17 protein-coding genes are annotated in these 17,919 nt (G+C 64.6%); 3 read left to right on the top strand and 14 right to left on the bottom strand.

Annotated features, from left to right (window positions below; genetic code table 11):
• Position 1 precedes the first annotated feature (1 nt).
• From BST12_RS21715 to BST12_RS21705, 3 genes are all read right to left on the bottom strand, one after another.
• Complete coding sequence (locus BST12_RS21715; protein ID WP_083115290.1) at positions 2-478, bottom strand: hypothetical protein; 477 nt, start codon at positions 476-478, stop codon at positions 2-4.
• Positions 479-543: 65 nt separating this feature from the next.
• The gene (locus BST12_RS21710) at positions 544-843 is read right to left on the bottom strand and encodes an ESX-1 secretion-associated protein (protein ID WP_245847518.1); all 300 of its coding nucleotides are present in this window, start codon (positions 841-843) and stop codon (positions 544-546) included.
• Between the two features lie 55 nt (positions 844-898).
• Entirely contained in the window at positions 899-2,047 is a 1,149-nt protein-coding gene (locus tag BST12_RS21705) for an EspA/EspE family type VII secretion system effector (RefSeq protein ID WP_083115286.1), read from the bottom strand.
• A gap of 461 nt (positions 2,048-2,508) precedes the next feature.
• On the opposite strand from BST12_RS21705, the gene BST12_RS21700 reads away from it, so the two are divergent.
• The 3 genes from BST12_RS21700 to BST12_RS21690 all read left to right on the top strand — a co-directional run bounded on the left by BST12_RS21700 (position 2,509) and on the right by BST12_RS21690 (position 5,938).
• Positions 2,509-3,243 (top strand): pirin family protein, encoded by a 735-nt coding sequence (locus BST12_RS21700; RefSeq protein ID WP_083115285.1) that lies wholly within the window; start codon positions 2,509-2,511, stop codon positions 3,241-3,243.
• Between the two features lie 27 nt (positions 3,244-3,270).
• Positions 3,271-4,737, top strand: a complete 1,467-nt coding sequence (locus BST12_RS21695; protein WP_083115283.1) for a YhgE/Pip domain-containing protein — start codon at positions 3,271-3,273, stop codon at positions 4,735-4,737.
• A 103-nt stretch (positions 4,738-4,840) separates the two neighbouring features.
• Positions 4,841-5,938, top strand: a complete 1,098-nt coding sequence (locus BST12_RS21690; protein WP_139801824.1) for a phosphodiester glycosidase family protein — start codon at positions 4,841-4,843, stop codon at positions 5,936-5,938.
• 1 nt (position 5,939) lies between these two features.
• Here BST12_RS21690 and BST12_RS21685 read toward each other — a convergent pair whose 3' ends face one another.
• The 11 genes from BST12_RS21685 to BST12_RS21635 are packed head-to-tail and all read right to left on the bottom strand — an operon-like array spanning position 5,940 to position 17,919.
• Positions 5,940-6,638 (bottom strand): YoaK family protein, encoded by a 699-nt coding sequence (locus tag BST12_RS21685; RefSeq protein ID WP_083115280.1) that lies wholly within the window; start codon positions 6,636-6,638, stop codon positions 5,940-5,942.
• Between the two features lie 13 nt (positions 6,639-6,651).
• Entirely contained in the window at positions 6,652-7,398 is a 747-nt protein-coding gene (locus BST12_RS21680) for a mammalian cell entry protein (protein ID WP_083115278.1), read from the bottom strand.
• Positions 7,365-7,916: a mammalian cell entry protein gene (locus BST12_RS21675; RefSeq protein WP_083115305.1), complete on the bottom strand. Its 552-nt coding sequence runs from the start codon at positions 7,914-7,916 to the stop codon at positions 7,365-7,367. The genes BST12_RS21680 and BST12_RS21675 overlap by 34 nt, the downstream gene beginning before the upstream one ends.
• Entirely contained in the window at positions 7,913-8,905 is a 993-nt protein-coding gene (locus tag BST12_RS21670; RefSeq protein WP_083115276.1) for an RDD family protein, read from the bottom strand. The genes BST12_RS21675 and BST12_RS21670 overlap by 4 nt, the downstream gene beginning before the upstream one ends.
• Positions 8,902-9,699, bottom strand: coding sequence for an Mce protein (locus BST12_RS21665; RefSeq protein ID WP_083115275.1), 798 nt, complete (start codon positions 9,697-9,699; stop codon positions 8,902-8,904). Before BST12_RS21665 ends, BST12_RS21670 begins: the two co-directional genes overlap by 4 nt.
• Positions 9,669-11,246: a virulence factor Mce family protein gene (locus BST12_RS21660; RefSeq protein ID WP_083115273.1), complete on the bottom strand. Its 1,578-nt coding sequence runs from the start codon at positions 11,244-11,246 to the stop codon at positions 9,669-9,671. Before BST12_RS21660 ends, BST12_RS21665 begins: the two co-directional genes overlap by 31 nt.
• Positions 11,240-12,403, bottom strand: a complete 1,164-nt coding sequence (locus tag BST12_RS21655; protein WP_083115272.1) for a virulence factor Mce family protein — start codon at positions 12,401-12,403, stop codon at positions 11,240-11,242. Before BST12_RS21655 ends, BST12_RS21660 begins: the two co-directional genes overlap by 7 nt.
• Positions 12,403-14,010 carry a virulence factor Mce family protein gene (locus tag BST12_RS21650; protein ID WP_083115270.1) on the bottom strand — a complete coding sequence of 536 codons (1,608 nt, stop codon included), beginning with the start codon at positions 14,008-14,010 and terminating at the stop codon, positions 12,403-12,405. The genes BST12_RS21655 and BST12_RS21650 overlap by 1 nt, the downstream gene beginning before the upstream one ends.
• Positions 14,007-15,569: a virulence factor Mce family protein gene (locus BST12_RS21645; protein ID WP_083115268.1), complete on the bottom strand. Its 1,563-nt coding sequence runs from the start codon at positions 15,567-15,569 to the stop codon at positions 14,007-14,009. The genes BST12_RS21650 and BST12_RS21645 overlap by 4 nt, the downstream gene beginning before the upstream one ends.
• Positions 15,566-16,606 carry a virulence factor Mce family protein gene (locus BST12_RS21640; protein WP_083115267.1) on the bottom strand — a complete coding sequence of 347 codons (1,041 nt, stop codon included), beginning with the start codon at positions 16,604-16,606 and terminating at the stop codon, positions 15,566-15,568. The genes BST12_RS21645 and BST12_RS21640 overlap by 4 nt, the downstream gene beginning before the upstream one ends.
• Positions 16,603-17,919 carry an MCE family protein gene (locus tag BST12_RS21635; protein ID WP_083115265.1) on the bottom strand — a complete coding sequence of 439 codons (1,317 nt, stop codon included), beginning with the start codon at positions 17,917-17,919 and terminating at the stop codon, positions 16,603-16,605. The genes BST12_RS21640 and BST12_RS21635 overlap by 4 nt, the downstream gene beginning before the upstream one ends.

Genomic DNA, 17,919 nt, shown 5'->3' with positions numbered 1-17,919 from the left:
GTCACCCTGCTGGGCACCCGTCGTCACGGCTGTATCGGGACCTGTAGTCAACGCCGTAGCGGGTGGTGAACACTTCTTCCCGGGTAGCGGCCGCCTCTTGGGGCGACGGCAACCGGAACGCCGTGCTCATGAACTCACGCAGCATGGCACTGCCTTTCGCGTCCGCGCCCGCCATTTTCTCCGCAATGAAGTTGTACTGGGCCGACTGTGCCTTTTGACGGGCAAGATCGGCGATCACTCGTATTTCTTCGGCAAGCCCCGCTTCACTCATGCTGCAGGCGCTATCGCGAAGCTGGACGTGATACACGCTGCCGTCCAGCATCGTTGACACCGACACCGAACCAGGCGGGTTGGTCACCACAAAAATCTCCACCTCGGCTTCTTCGTGCTGGTCGATTTCAGCGCCCTGAGATGTGGCGCCGATGATGCCCAGTGCCGCGAAATCGTCTCGGTCGTAATCATATTGGCGCGAATCCACGCGAGGGCCCCCTTTCGGGCACACTGGGATCTAGTCGCGGGCTGCAGCGAATGGGGCCGGCCAGATCAGGGCATCGTCTGGCCTACCGTGCCGGCCCATTGTTGGTCGGTGTCGAGATACAAACTGGCGGCGCTACGGAGATTTTCGGCGATTTGCGTAGCCAGCCCTTGCAGCGAGGCACCCGCGTTACTGCGGGTCGACTCAAACATTTGCAGGGCGCTGTTGAATTTCGAGCAATACGAACCGTGGGTGATCGAAACCGACTCACTCGTGCCGGCGGCCGCCTGAGTTGCGGTTTCCACATTCGTCGCGGCGTTGTCGTACCGCGTCGCCAGCGTATTGAGATATTCCGGCTGGACCTTCAAGCAGCCTGTCATGGATTGCTCCTTTCCTCGCTTGCCGCGTTATTGCGTTGACCGACTAGAGCTTTGGCTCACGTACGACTGCAACGGGCGCGCTCCGCATGGACCTTGGGCTCTCTGCACCAACACCGACGGGCGCTCGCTCGAGATCGTCACCTCCCGCGGCCGCGCCGTCGTCGTACTTTTTCGTCGTCCCTTTTCCGCCCGTCGACGACGGTTGCATGCCATTCATGCCCGGGGCCTGCGGCGCGCCCGGCTGCGGCGATCCGCCCAGCGGACCCGGACTACCGGCACCACCGACTTCCGGTGACACCGGACTCAGCCGGCCCAGAGCCGAACTCAGCTGCCCCAGACTCGGAATGCCAACCGCACCAGACCCGCGGCCGAATTCGTCCAACCCCGTCATTTGTGCCAACCGGCTCAAGTCCGGCGAACCAGGCGCGCCCGACGAGCCCGGCGAGTCCTCTGAGCCGGAGGGCCCGCCCGATTTGGCCATGCTGCCCAATTGCGACAACCCGCCCATGCCGAGCATTCCAGCCATGCCGGACAGGCCGCCCGCGCCGAACATGCTGCCGAATAAAGACTCCAGCTCCGCCAACCAGGCAGACAATTCGTTCCACAGATTGGAGATGACGTCCCAAATTACGTCGACGATGTCCGATATGACGTCTGAGACGATGGATGCCAGCAATTCGGCTAGCTGCGCAAGCAATTCGAGCAGCCGAATCGTGTCTTCCACCGTCTTCACTGTCAGGTACAGGAGCGCACCTCCGACGACCGCCATCGCGACTGCGCATGTTGCCGCCTGGAAATTTATCGACATGATCCAGCCGACGACCGGGACGTAGCTCATGTCGATGGCGATCTTCCGGGCGACTTTGAGCCCGGACAAAACGTCCGACAAGACGTCGCGCGTTCTGCTGACGGCTTCAGCCTGCGCCGCGATGAGCGACTCAATCTCGCTGTCCAGCTTGGCTAATTCGCCCAAGAAACTCTGTTGACGCTGGTTCTGGCCGGCGTAGCTGTCCGCGGCGGAACCTTGCCAATGGTTTCCGGGGCCGGCTGAGTTCAACTCGTTAGCTGTTTGACTGAAAAGGGAGGACGTGAAACTGAATACGCTTCCCCCGTCGGGGATGCCACTACCGAGCAATAATTCGAGGCTCTCGATGGTCCCGATCGCCGAATCGATGATGAGCGTTATACCCATGCGATGCATCCCTACGGTCGCCGTTTCCGTGTACCGGGAGCCTGCCGCTTTGGTCGTTACGCGGTAGGACTTTACCGTTGTAATACGCTAGGTCAACAATGTCAACAAGCAACAGTTGTCAAGATCACCAGAAGCAAAGCCCTTGTCGCACAACACCTCTGTGCGCTAGCGTATTGCCCCTTCCGCGTCCGCCCCATAGCTTGACGAAAGGGGTTGCCGCTCGGCGGATCTTCGGATTCGGCACGAACGGCTGGGTCCGCGCGGCTTACCATCTCCCCACAATGCCGGCTGAATCGATCACGTTGGTACCGAACAGAATTGGCCAGGTAATTTACAAATGCCCGGGATTTGTCGGCACAATACGAAATCGCTTCGCCCGTCGCTATGCAGGCGTAGTTTGAAGGGCTCGCCACGAGAGCGCCGGCGCTCACGCCGCCAAATGCCGCGTTACCCTGAAATCCATGCCGGCCCACGTAGATATCAGGCGAGCCGACGAGCGTTCTGTCACCATCACGTCCTGGCTGAAGTCCAGACACTCGTTCTCGTTCGGCGACCACTACGATCCCGACAACACCCACCACGGTTTACTGCTGGTCAATAACGACGACATCGTCGCGCCGGGGGCGGGGTTCGATACTCACCCGCACCGGGACATGGAGATCGTGACCTGGGTGCTGGATGGCGTGTTGATGCACCAGGACTCGGCGGGCAATCACGGAGTGATCTACCCCGGACTGGCGCAACGCATGTCGGCCGGCAGCGGAATTCTGCACTCCGAGAAGAACGACTCCGCGACGGAGCCGGTGCATTTCGTGCAGATGTGGGTGATCCCCGACCAGACCGCCATCGCGCCCAGCTACCACCAACACGAGATCGATGACGAGCTGTTGAGCGGCGGCCTGGTGACCGTCGCGTCGGGCCTGCCCGGGCAGGATGCGGCCATCACCCTGCACAACCGCGGCGCAGCCCTGTACGCCGCACGGCTGCGCCCCGGCGACACGACAACCCTGCCGGCGGCGCCCTATCTGCACCTATTCGTCCCACGCGGGCGGGTCACGCTGGAAGATGCGGGCGAACTCGGCGAAGGAGACGCGGTCCGGTTCACCGAGACCGATGCCCTGCGGCTGACCGCCCTCGACGCGTCGGAAGTCCTCGTCTGGGAGATGCACAGCAAGCTTGGAGGCGCCGCAACATAGAGTGGCCACGACAAGACAGGAGCCGGCATGTCTCAATCGCGGCCGCGCCACGCGGCACCCAACCCCAAGCGGAACATAAGGGCGGTTCGCACCGTGCGGTTCTGGGCGGCGCCCATCGTCATCACGCTGGCCCTGATGTCAGCGCTGGCTGCGCTGTACCTGGGCGGGATCTTGAACCCCACCACGAACCTGCGGCACTTCCCCATCGCCATCGTCAACCAGGACGCGGGGCCCGCGGGTAAGCAGATTGTCGACGGCCTGGTCGCCGGACTGGACAACAACAAGTACGACGTGCGGGTGGTGTCCAGGGACGAGGCGAAGAAGCTGCTTGACCGGGCCCAGGTGTATGGCCAAGCCGTAATTCCCCCGGGCTTCTCGTCGAGCCTGCGAGAGTTCGGGGCCAGCGCGGTGACGGCCAATCGGGTGGACCGCCCCGCCATCACCATCTCGACCAATCCGCGGGCGGGAACCCTAGGCTCCAGCATCGCCGGCCAGACCCTCACCCAAGCCTTGGCCGTGGTGAATACCAAAGTGGGCGAACGGCTTTCGGCGGAGGTAGCGGCGCAGACGGGTGGCGCACCGCTGGCCGGTGCGTCGGCGCTCGGGCTGGCCAGCCCTATCGACGTCAAGTCGACCATCTACAACCCATTACCCAACGGCACCGGTAACGGCCTGTCGGCGTTCTACTACGCGCTGCTGTTGCTATTGGCCGGCTTCACCGGCAGCATCGTGGTCAGCACGCTCGTCGACTCGATGCTCGGTTATGTACCAGCCGAATTCGGCCCCGTCTATCGCTTCGCCGAACAGGTCAACATTTCGCGGTTCCGCACCCTGTTGGTCAAGTGGGGCGTGATGGTGATACTGGCGTTGCTCACCTCGGGTGTCTACATGGCGATCGCGCACGGACTCGGCATGCCCATCCAGCTCGGCTGGCAACTGTGGGGTTACGGGGTGTTCGCGATCAGCGCGGTGGGCATCACGTCGAGTTCCCTCATTGCGGTGCTGGGGTCGATGGGATTGCTGTTCAGCATGCTGGTTTTCGTGATCCTCGGGTTGCCGTCGGCGGGTGCCACGGTGCCACTGGAGGCCGTGCCACCGTTCTTCCGGTGGCTGGCCGAGTTCGAGCCGATGCACCAGGTGTTCCTCGGAGTGCGGTCGCTGCTTTATCTCAACGGCCATGGCGACGCCGGCCTGTCCCAGGCGTTGCTGATGACTGCCATCGGTCTGGTGATCGGGGTGTTGGTGGGCGGCATCATCACACATCTGTACGACCGCAAGGGATTTCACCGAATCCCGGGCGCGGTCGAGATGGCGATCGCCATGGAGCACCAAGCCCAGCACCAGGCGCGCGAGAAGGCCCGCGAAACGGCCCCGGAATCGGCAGCCGAGTCGGCCCCGGAATCGGCGACCGAGTCGGTGCCCGCGTCGACCCCGGAAGCCGCCGCGGAGCCCTACCCTGAGTCGGAGCCCGAAACTCCAAGCGAGAAAACGTAATTCCGGCGCGGCCTAACTGTCACGAGGCTGTTACTCAAATTGACAGTGTTATTGGTGTGGCTAATGTTGTGATAGTTGCACCGGGAGTCAGGCCGAAAGGGCTATCGTGCTGTCACCATCTGCCAGCCTCACCAAATTGGCGGGTCGGCTGACGGCTGGCTGCACGACGCTAGCCGCCTGCGCCACGCTCGCCTTCACGACGGGAGAGCCGGTGGCTCGCGCCGCCGATGCACGCGAGATGCTCGAGCAGGCCATCGCCACCACCAAGGGCTCTTACCTGGTTTACAACTTCGGCGGCGGCCATGCCATGCCGCTGCTCAACGGCGCCGGCAGCTGGTACGAGATGAACAACGGCGGCCATCTGATGGTCATCAAGAACGCCTCGCAACGGCTGCAACCACACCTACTGGTCGATAGCCACCAAGGAGATCAGGCACGCTGCGAGAACAACCCGGGCGCCCGTACCGGTGAAGGACTGTGGCAGGCATCGGAGATCTATCCGCCGCTGCAGGCCTGGCAACGGATGGGGCAACCGACCATCGCGATCAACGCCAACTTCTTCGACGTACGCCCACAGAAGGGCGGCAGTTGGCGAACGACCGGCTGTAGCTCACCGCTGGGCGCCTTCGTGGATAACACTCACGGCCAGGGGCGGGCCAACCAGGCGGTCACGGGGACCGTCGCCTATCCGGGCAAGCAGGGCCTGTCCGGCGGGGGTGAAAGCTGGAGCTCGCTGACCACCATGATAATTCCCGTCGGCGCAGCCCCATATGTGTTGCGGCCCAACGGCAGAGAGGATTACGACCAAGCCACCCCGGTAATCCAGGACCTGCTGAACAAGAACGCGAAGTTCGTCGCCGTGGCCGGGATCGGATTGTTGTCGCCCGGCAAGACCGGCCAGCTGCATGACGGCGGCCCCAGCGCGGCACGCACGGCGCTGGCCTACGTGAAGCAGCGCGACGAGATGTACATCTTCGAGGGTGGCAACTACACGCCGGACAACATGCAAGACCTGTTCCGGGGGCTGGGTAGCGATACGGCGGTCCTGCTCGACGGCGGTGGCTCGTCGGCGATCGTGCTGCGCCGCGACACCGGGGGCATGTGGGCCGGCGCGGGATCCCCGAAGGGATCGTGTGACACCCGCGAGGTGTTGTGCGATTCGCATGAGCGGGCGCTGCCCAGCTGGCTGGCCTTCAACTAGCTCAACTGGTCAGGGCCTCAGGCGTTTTGCGATCGGCCGGTCCGAACCGGAAGATCAGCAGACTGATCGCGATGACGGCGGCGGCCAGCGCCAGCACCGGGGCCACGATCACCTTGGACAGCGTCGCCCCGAGTATGGCGCCGCCACACATCGAAAGAATCACGCTGTACCGCAGGCCTTCTCGGTGACCGGAGCCGCCGGCAAGCCGGCTGTCGGCACCTATGGCAACGATGGTCGAGGTCAGGACCGTGGTGCTCAGTTCCTGAATGCCGAATTCGCGTGCCGAGGCGTTCTGCATGCCGAAGGTCACCGCAAGTCCGCCCAGCAGAAAGAGTTTGGTGTTGTCGTTGTAGTGCAGGATGCCGGCACCGGCCAGGCTGGACAGCACCACCAGGTTGATGACTTCGATGCCCAGCACCGTAGTGATCCAGCGCCGCGGCCGATGGCCGAGCGTGCGCAACAGCCGGCCGCCGATCACCGCGCCGGTGAGAAAGCCGGAGAAGGCCACCAGGCCGGCCGTCAGGTCGATATTCGACTTCACGAACCAGAAGCCGAGGAAGACCACGTTGCCCGTCATGTTGGCGACGAAGACGTGTCCCAGCACCAGCACACTGATCGCATCGGCCAATCCTGTTGCGAAGGTCAGCAGCAGGAGCGCGACGATCGTCAGGCGGTGGAATACCGGCGAACTGACTGCCATGGGACCCGGGTCGCTACAGGTGCGGCGTCACATCCAGCGAGGTTATGGTCGTCATCCTGGTCACCAACCAGCGACCGTTGTCGCGCTTCATGATCAGCCGGTAGGACAGGTACTTCATCGCCGGGATGTTCTTGGTCAGCGGGCTGGTGGTGGTGGTGTTCGTGTACACAATTGCAACGGCATTGGGACCCTCGAGCGATTCGACTGCGACGCCGGTGACCTCGGTGGTGTTGGTCACCTTGGCCTGTTTGTTGGGCGCCACGATGGCGTCGACGAACTTGCGGTACTGGGCACCGAAGTCTCCGCTGAGGTAGGCCGCCGCACGATCGGCAAGGCTGTCCATGTTCTCGGGCGTGTAGGTCCACAACGTCGTGATCGCGTTTGCCGCCGTCCGGGCCACCTTCAGTTTGACCGCTACGGTGGCGCGATCGGCCAGATAGGGCTGCACGGCCGCGCCCGCGAAGGCCGCCGAACCGATGAACAACGCGGCAATTAGCGCGGCCACTACCGGTACCAGCAGACGCCTCGACTTCTTCTTGGGCGCAGCTGTCTTGTCCTCGGCGGCTTCGGTGGCTTCGGTCTCGTCGGAGTCAGCGGCCCCGGTCTCTTCAGCGGCGTCGGTCTCCTCAGCGGCGTCGGTCTCCTCAGCGGCGTCAGTCTCCTCAGCGGCCTCGGTCTCCTCAGCGGCGTCAGTCTCCTCAGCGGCCGCTGTTTCCTCTTCCGCGGTCAGATCACCTGCATCAGGTTGCTGATCTTCCACTGATTCCCTTCCTGCTTGACCGTCGCCGTCCAGCGATTCGTGCTTTCAAACACCTGCTTCTCATCCGCGGACTTGGAGGTGACTTCGGTAGCCACCAGCACACTGGCGGTGCCGTCGTCGTTCCACCGTTCCACGCCGGCGTCAATGACGGTCCCGGTGGCCGGTTCCGCCCTGGCGACCTGGAGCAGGATCTCGTTCGCCCTATCGTGGTACTGCTTGGCGAAATCGCCTGTCGCCTGCGCCAATACCCGTTCTACATACGCGTTGGCGTGATACGGGTCCAGGGTGGTGAAGCCGGTCATGAACCATTTGACGTAGTTGACCACCTCGTGGTCGCGGCTGGCCGCACGTTCCCGAGATTCGTGGCCGATCAGCGACAGCGTGCACACCGTGAGCGCCGCCGCGATGACGGCGACGGTGACCGCCACCGCCAGTGCCAGCCCTGACGACCTCGGCGGAATCGCCTGTGCGACAAACAGTTGCCCCTCTCCGGGCCGAAACTTGCGGCGCGGACTCATTTTCCATTCCCAGGTGCTTTGGGCTTGGTCAGTACAGTGAGATCGTCAACGCGCCAGTGCTTGTCGCGGCCTTTCGCGAAGGTCACCCGAACGGTGGCGCTGATGTAGCGCTGCTCTGGCGGTACACCGCGCCGGCCCTGCATGAACAACAGCATGGTGGCGCGATCCGGCGACGCCGACTGGATCGAGCTGCCCGTCACCCAATACTCGTTGATGACCGGGTGGCCCTTCTCCACCGCCTCCTGCTGAGCCGCCAGCTGACCGCGATACCTGTCCGTGGTCAGCGACTGGGCACGGGCGAAGTCCTGCCGCAATGTCTGCGGGTCGTACGTCAGCATGTCAGCCGCGATTTTCGGCCCCTGTATCGCGATCTCGGCACGGGTCTGATCGGTGGCGCGATCGGGCGCGTACACCAAGGCGTAGCTCACGCCGGCACCGTCTAGACACAGCAGCGCCGCGAACAACAAGGCCGCCGCGGTCCACTGCCGTACCTTGACCGGCCGCGCGTGCGGTTCGACACGCCGTACTTCGGTGCGCAGCAGCAGATCGGCAAAAGTCCGGTGGCGAGAATCCCACAGCGGCCACAGCCAGCCCAGCAACACCGGCAACGTGTCGAGCAGGTGGGCCAGATCGCGCAGCAGTAGACCCCAGGTTCCGATCGCTTCGCCGTCGCGCCGCGTCACCGCGATGCCGTACAGCGCGCGTCCCAACGTCCAGCCGGTGATGGCCGGAAGCAGCAAGCGGTTGACCAGCACCAGCAGCACCGCGACCCCAAGCACGGACAGCGACACCCACCACCACGCGCTGCCCGACCTGACCGATAACGAGACCAACGCCATCGTCGCGATTACGGACATCCCGGGCAGGACGTCGATGGCGAATGCGCCGGCGCGGAAATGCCATGGCGCCAAGTCGTTTTCGGGTGAGACCCGGGTGGCCGCCGGGATGGTTCGGGTCTCTTCGACAGTCGGCTGGACCGCCACCGTCACTTCGTCACCTGGTCGAGCTTGGAAATCTTGTACTGGCCATCGGTCAGCACCATCCGCACGCGCAGACGGTAGCCGGTTTCCTGGCCCTGTACCTGATCGCTGTTGACCTTGACGCGCATCGCCACCAGGATGTCGACCGAACCGTCGGGGTTGTTGCGTTCGACGGCTGCCCGCATATCGGACACCTGAACGTGCACATTCGAGGCCTGGTAGGCCTGCACCAGCATGCTGCTGTAGAGCAGGGCCTGGGTACGGTAGGCATCGGTGCCGCACTCGATGATCTTCTGCTCGCTGGCCTGCATGGAGTTGGTGTCGGGCGCCTGCGTCGCGGCCACGCAATCCTTTGCCGCCTGTAACGCCTTTTCGTTGTACCGCGCGATTTCCTGCCGATCCTGATGCGCCTTCAATGCGAAGTAACCGCCGGCGCCGATACCACCGGCAAGCAGAAGCAACACGACACTGATGCCGGCCAGCCAGCCCCGGCCCATTCGTGACGGCCGCCGCTCAACGCCGGGCTCCGCCGCCTCGTCGACCGCAGCCTCGTCGACCGCAGCCTCGGACTCGGTCGAATCGTCCGGAGCAGTCTCGTCGACAGCAGCCTCGTCAGGGCCAGTCTGGTCGGCTCCGGTCTCGGATTCTTCCGAATCCTCGACCGTCACCTCCGGAGTCACCTCGGTGCCAGTCTGGTCGGTTCCGTCCTCGGATTCTTGCGAATCCTCGGCCGTCACCTCCGGGCTCAGCGAATCATCCGCGTCGATGGGGTTCAGCCGGCTGGCGCCAGCATCTCCTTCCATCCGTCGTCTCCTGTTTTGGTCGAGTTTTCGACGGAATATTTGACCCCGTCGGGCCCTACCAGTTCACCGCTCTGGGGACTGTACACCGCAGTGGGAGGCCCGTTGGGAGTGTAAACGCAGGGGTTGGGCTGTTGTCCGTTGCACTGCACGCTACCCGAACCGGGCCGCTGCAACGGGTCGCTGATCGGTGGCGGCGTCCCGCCCGGCGGCAGCCGGTCAGCCGGTGCCGGGTTCATCCCGTTGTTCACCGAGGGCGCCGGGATCACCATGCCCGGCCGCACCGATTGGTCACAGCGCGCCGCCGGCGCAGGGCAGGTCAGCAGCTGGTTCGGGTCGCCGTACCAGGGGTTGGTGCCCGCGGGTTCGTACGGCTGGGTGGAACGGCACTCCCGCGGCGTCGCCGCCCGCTTGCCGGGAACGTCGACACACGGGATGTTGCGCGAACCGCGCACGCTGTTGGCCGGCGTTTCCATCGGGATCTTGCAGTACGTGCCGGTCGGCAACGGCGCCACGCTGGTGTCAGCGGGCGAACGCCACTCCGACGCCGGAATGAAGCCGGTCAGACACGGCGGCGGCTGGTTGATCGACAGTGCAAGGTCCAGTGCGGCCATGTTCGGGAACGGTGCCGCAACCGTCTGTGCGATCGACGCGCCCTGCGGCAGGAACACCAGCACCTGCTCAAGCCCGGCGTGGTAGCGCTTCAGCAAGTCGAACACGACCTCGAGGTTCGCCAGCGTCTGCGGCAGCGAATCCCGTACGTCGGTGAACACCTCGTTGACCTGGTCGGCGGTCGGAGCCGCCTGGGTCAGAATGCTTTTCAGATTCTGGTCGTGCGCCGCGGTCTGGGCCGCCAGGGTGTTGAGATTGTGCGCCCAGCGCTCGATCGCGTCACCGGACTTGACCTGGCTGTCCAGAATCGGCCCGGAGTTCTGGATGAGGTCGTCGATGTCTTTGATCTGGGTGCGGAAGTCCCCGACGATCGCCTGGGTGGCATCGGTCAGCCGTTGCAGGGCAGGCCCTAATCCGCCGACGGATTGGGCGGTTTCATCGAGCAGCTTGCCGATCTTGTCTTTCGGCAACGCCTCTAGACCGCGGTTGGCGGTGTCCAGTGCCGGGCCGATCTCACTTGGCACCGTGTTCTTGCACTGTGGCCCCGGACCGCAGGTGATGGTCTGCCCGGATGCGTAGTACTTGCCGGGGTTACCCGTCGATACCAGGTCCAGATACTGCTCGCCGACCGCTGAAACCGAGTGCACGTTCGCCGTCGCGTCGAGAGGGATCTTGTAGTGGCTGTCGATGCTCATCGTCGCCCGGATGCCACGCTCGGTCGGCTCGACGTCGGTGACCTTGCCGATCGTGATGCCGCGGTAGGTCACGTTGGCCGTCGGGTACAGGCCGCCGGATGCGGGCAGCTCAGCGGTCAGCGTGTACCGGCCGATGCCCATCAGGCTCGGGATCTGCAGGTAGTAGATGCCCAGGACCAGCAGCGCGATGACGGTCAGCGCCCCGAACAAATACAACTGGCGCCTGATGAAGGGAGTCAGCATTGGCCTCGCTCCGCCCTCTCGACCAGCGGTCCGCCGGGTGCGTCGTTGGGGTTCGACGTGTAGCGGACGTCGGGGATCATCGTCTCGGGGTCACGCCCGAACGACTGCTCGAGCGCACGCAGCGCGCCGGACAATCCAGTACCCGTCAGGAACGCGTTGTCGATGGCGCTGTACGTGACGTCCAGGGTCAGCGACACGTTCTGGTAGTCGCCTCGGAAGATCTTCGGCACGGTGTCGATGTCGAACGGCTGGGTGAGGATCAGCTTCAGCGCCCCGATCAGGTACGGCGAACCGCGGCCCAGCTCACGCAGCGGGCATTGCAGCGATTCGAGCGAGGTGTGCAGGCCGCTGCGCGCCTCGGAGAGGTACTGCCCGGCTTGCTGGCTGAGCCCGCCCACCGACTGAATGGCGTTGATCAGCAGGTTCTGCGTCTCGGCGAAATGCTTGATCAGCGGCGGGAAGTCGGTCAGCACCCGGTCCAGCACGTCGGCGCGCTGCCCCACGTAGACCAGCAGCCGGTTGGTGGAGTCGATCGCGTGGGTGATGTCGTCACGCTGCTCGTTGAGTTGCCTGGTGAACGTGTCCAGCTTGGCCAGGAACGCGTGGATCTGGTCGGCGCGCCCGTGGAAGATGTTGTAGACCTCGTTCTGCAGCACTTCCAAGTTCGGGATGCCGCCGCCGCGCAGGATCATCGCCAGGCTGGCCAGCGTCTGCTCGGTGTTGGGGAACGCCGACGAGTTCTTCAGCGGTATCGTGTCGCCATTCTTCAGCAGCTGCGGCGACGGGTCGGGCGGCGCAGCCAGCTCGACGTGCTGGGAGCCCAGCAGACTGGTCTGGCCGATCTTGGCGGTGGCGTTCTTCGGCAGCTTGACGCCCTTGTCGATGCCCAGCGTCAGGGTTGCGACCCAGTTCTTCAACTCGATGCCGCGGATGGAGCCAACCGTCACGTCGGCGACCATCACCTTGCTGTTGCCGTTGATCGCCAGGGTGTCGGGCACCTGCACATAAATGACGTAGGAGCCCTCGCCACTGCCCGGGCCGCCCGGGATCGTCACATTCGAAATACCGCGCCAGCCACAAGAACTCAGCACCATTGCGACCACCAGCAGCACCAGCGCCTGCCAGCTGCGGTAGCGGACCATTCTCGCGATGCCCATCACTGCCCTCCTGCCTCAGCGGGCAATGGTGCACCTACCGGCGCCGGCGCCGGCCCGGGTGCGGGCGTCGGAGCCACCGGACCCGGCCTAACCTCGGGGCCCGGGGGCGGCGGCGGTATCGGCACCTGCGGAGCCTGCAAGCCGATCGGCGGCAGCACCGGGTACTCGTCGTACGCGTTCGGCGGCCCCGGCGGAGTCTGCAGGGTCGACTGGACGGGCTCGATGTTGGGCCCACCCATCAGCTCGGCCAGCGACTCCGGGGTCATCAGTCCGGCGGTGATGGGTCCCACCTGGGTTCCCTGCATGCCCGGAGCGACGATCCAGCCCTGCTGGGTGTTGCGGTGCGACAACGGTGTGTCCGGCACCCAGATGCCCGGGACGGTCGTGTCTTTGTATCCGTTCGGCGGCTGCAGCCGTGGCTCGGAGTAGGCGACCTGCTTGGGCAGCACCTCGGCGGTGCTGAACAGGTTCAGCCCGAACGGGAAGTAGTTGAACTTGATCGAATCCAGGATCGGTGCCAGGTACTGCGCACACAGCTCGGCCGACTCCTGATATCCCAGCCGGCTGCCGGCCTGGATCGAGCTGCAGATGAACTGCATCGGGTTGGCGAAGCTGGTGATCGCGGGGATGGCGACGACGGAGCCGTGCGCCGGGTGATAGATCTGGTTAACGTTCGCCGCGGCCGTCGGAAGGATGTGCAGCGCCGTCTCCAGCCCGTTCAGCGGTTCGGGCTGCAGCAGGGTGTTGGTCACCGTCGCCAGGTTGTTGACGTCCTGGGTGAGCACCTCGCGGTTCTTGTCCAGGAACGGGCGAACCGTGGTCAGCAGGCTGTCGAACTGCTGCAGCGCGTTGGAGAGATCCTGATCCGAATGCGTGAGCCGGGTGGTGAAGCTGGCCAGGTTCTCGTTGAGCGCCACGAACTGTTTGTCGTCCTGATGCAGCGCGTTGACGAACAGTGCCAGGCTGCGCACCACGGCGAAGAAGTCGCCGCGGCCCTCGTTAAGCGCGGTCAACGCCCGGGACAGGCTGTCCAGCGTGGTGTTGATCTGCTTGCCCTTGCCCTCCAGTCCGTCCGCGAAGGATTCGATGACCTCACCGAACGGCCCCTTCGGCTGCTCCGGGCTGGGGCCGAGTTTGGAGATGATGTTGGTGATGCTGTTGCGCAGTTCATCCCATTCCACCGGAACCCTGGTGCGGTCCAGCGGGATCACCGCGTTGTTGGCGAGCACGGGCCCACCCTTGTAGGGCGGCTCCAGCTGAATGGTCCGCGAGGCCACCAGCGTGGGGTTGAGGATCACCGCCTGGGCGTTGGCCGGCACCTTGTACTTGTTCTGGTAGTGGAAGACCACCTTCATCTTGTCGCCGGCGGGTTCGATGCTGTCGATCTTGCCCACCTGCAAGCCCATGATCTGGACCTTGTCGCCCGGGTAGAGCGCGTTGGCGGCGGGGAAGTAGGCCGTGACGGTGTTGTTGGTGAGCTTCTGGTAAAGCTGCCAGCCGACGAATGCGGCGACGAGGCCCAGAACCACCACCAGCGATCCGATGATCACCGCTGCCCGCGACATCCTGGGCAACTTGATGTTGCGGATGTCAAAGATGGTGCTCAATTCTGGCTACCTCCTTCCACACCGCTACCACCGGTTCCACCCGGGTTGATGAACGGTCCGGGCAACTGCGGGCCGGGCCCGGGGGGCGCGGGCGGCCCGGGCGGCAGGCCCGGTGCGAACGTCGACGGTGGTGCCGTCGGGCCCGCCGGTCCCAGCGGCTCGGTGCGAGCACCCGGCGGCGCGTTCGGCGGCAACGGAACCGGCGTACCCGGGGCGTCCGGAGCCGGGTCGCCCGGCCGGCCGGCGATCGGGATGCCCGGTGTCGGCGGCAGCCCGTTCGGGTTCGGCGGTGACGCCGCGACGTCGAGGGGTGCCGGGAATGCGGGGCCACCGAATGGGCCGATGCCTGCGCCGGCGCAGGGCAGCGGGTCGTCGGGCCGGGGCAAGGCACCCGCCGCCGGCGTGTACGAGCACGGCGATCCGGGCGGCACGGCGGGTCCGGGGTGCTCCGGAGTGCCCTCGAGTACCAGCGGTCCCGGCGGCGGTGCGCCATTGGGGAAGCGGGTGCCATTGGGGTCGGGGAACCGGTATTCCGGCAGCCCGGCGTGGCGCCAGAATTCTTCGGGGTCCAGGCCGCGCTTCTTGAAGGCGGCGTCGACGAACGGCTGCAGAATCTGGCCCGGAACCAGGTTGTGCAGAACGACTTTGAAGAACGGCCCGGAAGCGATGGACTCGTTCAGCGATGGCAGGAAGCCGCCGACCTGGACGAGCCCCTTGGCCAAGTCGTCCTTGCGTTCCATGAGAATGCCGCTGACGGTGCGCAGCTGCTCGAGCACGTGGTTCAGGTTCGGGTTGTCGTTGATCAGCCCCTGCACCTGGGCCGAGAACGAGGCGACGTTGGACAGTAATGCGTCGATGGCGCGCCCGCGCTCTTCGAACGCGGCCAGCAGCGTCTTGGCGTTGACCAACAGCCGGTCCACCTGGGCGCTGCGGTCACCGAGCACGCTGGCCACCTGATTGGCCTGGGCGAGTAGGTGCTTGATCTCCTCGTCGCGCTTGCCGATCGTGTCGGAGAACTTGGCCACGCCGTCAAGTGCGGCGCTCAGGTGCGGGTAGGTCTGGTCGATCGTCTGCGACAACACGTGCAGCGACTGCTTGACGGTGTCGATGTCCCAGCCGGTCGCCGCCTTGGTCACGTCGAAGAACGCGTCGTAGATCTGGTAGGGAGTGGTGCTCTGCCCCAGCGGCAGGGTGCCCCCCGGCCGCAGCGGCTGGTTCCCGCGGGCTTCGATCTCGAGGACCTTCTTGCCGAGAATGGTGTCGGTTCGGATCGCCAGCCGGCTCTCGGTGCCGATCGATTGGGTGCCGATCGAGAACTTCAGCAGGATGTGGTCGCCGTCGATGGAAATGCCTTCGACCTTGCCGACCTCCATGCCGGCGATGCGCACTTTGTCGCCCTTGTTCAGGCCGCCGGAGTCGGTGAATTGGCCGTAGTAGCTGGGGCGGGCCATCAGCATCGGCACACTGGTGAAGCTTTGGCCCACGCCGATGACCAGCAGCGTCACCAGGATGCCCATGACGCCGATCTTGAACCGGTTGGGGGGTTCCAGCGTTCTCATTGCGGCGTGCACCTACCCGTCGGCTGGTTGAAGAGCCGGACCGTGCGCACCGGGCCACCGGCCTGCAGCCCGTTGAGCTTGATCGTGATGTCGCAGGCGTAGAAGTTCACGAAGTCGCCGTAGGAACCGATGCCGCGCCCGATCATGTTCAGGGCGGTCGGGACCTTGTGCAGGAAGTCGTTGAGCTGCTCGCGCTGGTCGATGAGCGGCTGCTGAACGGCGTCGAGGTAGTTGATGGCCTTGTGCAGCGAAGCGCGGTCCTCGGCCAGCAGGTCGGCTATCGTTCCGGCGGCGTTGCTGATCCGCGCCGTCCCGCCGGCCAGGGTGTCGTCGTGGTTGCGCAGCCCGGTGATCAGGACCTCGAGATTGTTGACCGTCTGATCAAAGTCCTTGCGGTGCCGCACGGTTGTGTCCAGGACGGTGTTCAGGTTCTTGACCACCTCGCCGATCGCCTGGTCGCGCTCGGCGAGCTGCGACGTCAGCTGCGAGGTCTGGTCGAGGATGTTGTTGATCGTGCCGCCCTGACCCTGGAACACCGTGATCAGCGCCGAGGCGATGGTGTTGATCTTGTCCGGGTCCAGCGCCCGGAACAGCGGCTTGAAACCACCGATCAGCGCGTCGAGGTCCAGCGCCGGCGAGGTGCGGGACAGCGGGATCAGCCCACCCGGCGGCAGCAGCTTGTCCGCGCCGTCGCCGGTGCCGCGCTTGAGCTCGACGTAGCGGTTGCCGATCAGGTCGAGGTAGCGGATCTGCGCGGTCGTCGACTGGAACAACGGCACCGAGCGGTCGACGTCGAAGTTCACCCGGACCCGCTTGCCGCCGTCGATCAGCTCGACGTCTTTGACCTTGCCGATCTCAACGCCCGAGGCGCGGACGAATTGACCCTGCCGCAACCCGCTGACGTTGCTGAACTCCGCGGAGTAACTGTTGGTGCGGTCGAAGCGGAGCTGACCGAACACGATGATGATCATCACGCTGAAGAGCAGCAGCACCAGCGAGAAGATGCCGAGTTTGACGAGTGTGCCGGTGATTTTCATGGGTTGATCGTGTTATCCCCTACTTGACGGCCCCAGACGTACTCGATTGCGTACGGAGAACCGGTGTCCAAGTGGTTGTACGGCGCAATGCTGTTGCCGGAGTCCATCACCAATTCCGGCGCGGGCCACAGATCGCGGGTGATCGTCTGCCAGCAGCCAGGCGCACCCCCGGGCCCACCGCGAGCGTTCACCCGCGGCAGATTGTCGGGATAGATATAGGGGTTCGGCGCACCGCCGACGACCCCGGCCAGCCCGCCGACCTGCGTAGCGAGCAGGGTGATCAACGACAGCGGGTTGAGCATGAGCCCCAGCCCTGAGGTCAGGGCGGTGTGGCTGTTCAGCGAGTAACCGTTGCCGCCGAGGAACGAGGCGGCCTTGGGCTCGATGTCGTGGTAGTTGCGCAGGGTGCAGAACAGCTCCGGGCTGTAGGTGTCCAGCAGCTGGGCGGTGGGAACCAGGTCGTTGGCTCCCCGGGCCAGGTAGGGGCCGCCGCGGGCAAAGATGTCTTCGCCAGTGTTGCCGAAGCCGGCCGCCGCCAACAGCGCTTCGTCCAGATTGTGTTGCTGCTGGTTGATGGTGCGCGCCGCGGGAACCGAATTGTTAAGGAAGTCAAACAGATCCGGCGACGCGTTCGCGTAAACGTCGCCCAGCGCCGCCAGCTGCTGGATGTCCCGGCGCGCCTGCGGCATCTGCGGGTTGACCTCGTCGAGAATGGCGTTGCCGTTGACGACCGACTGTCCGAACCGGTCACCCAGCCCGGCCAGCGCCTGGGCGGCGGCGCTTAGGGTCAGGTTCAGCTTGACCGGATCAACCTTCTCCGAGATCGAGGTGATGGTTTGGAAAAGCGTGTTGATCTCCGTCGTCACCGCCGTCGCGTCGATCACGCTCTTGGGGGTGAGGTGGCCCTTGGAGACGATGTTTCCCTGCGCGTCTCTGGGCGTCGTCAGGGAGACGTACTTGCCGCCGAACACCGTGGTCGCCTTGATCTGGGCATCCACGTTCTCCGGAATCAGCGAAAGGTATTGGGGATACACGTCGAGAGTGAACTTGGCAGCGGGCTTGCCGTTGCGGTCGATCTCGGTGATCTTGTCGACCCTGCCGATCTGAACCCCGTTGTAGGTGACCTTCGAACCGGGGTCCATCACCAGGCCGGCCCGGTCGGACACCATGGTCAGCTTGGTCTTGGCGGTGAAGTCCCCTTTGAACTGGAAGTAGACCAAGGCGATTATCAAGAGAAAGACGACGAACGAGGCAATTCCGACCGTCTTGTACGGCGGATGGTGGATTTTGTTGACCTTGCCTGGACTTGTCAT

Source organism: Mycobacterium angelicum (genome assembly GCF_002086155.1).
Taxonomy (GTDB): domain Bacteria; phylum Actinomycetota; class Actinomycetes; order Mycobacteriales; family Mycobacteriaceae; genus Mycobacterium; species Mycobacterium angelicum.
The sequence above is the reverse complement of the archived record's forward strand: the minus strand, read 5'-3'. Positions and strand labels throughout refer to the sequence as shown.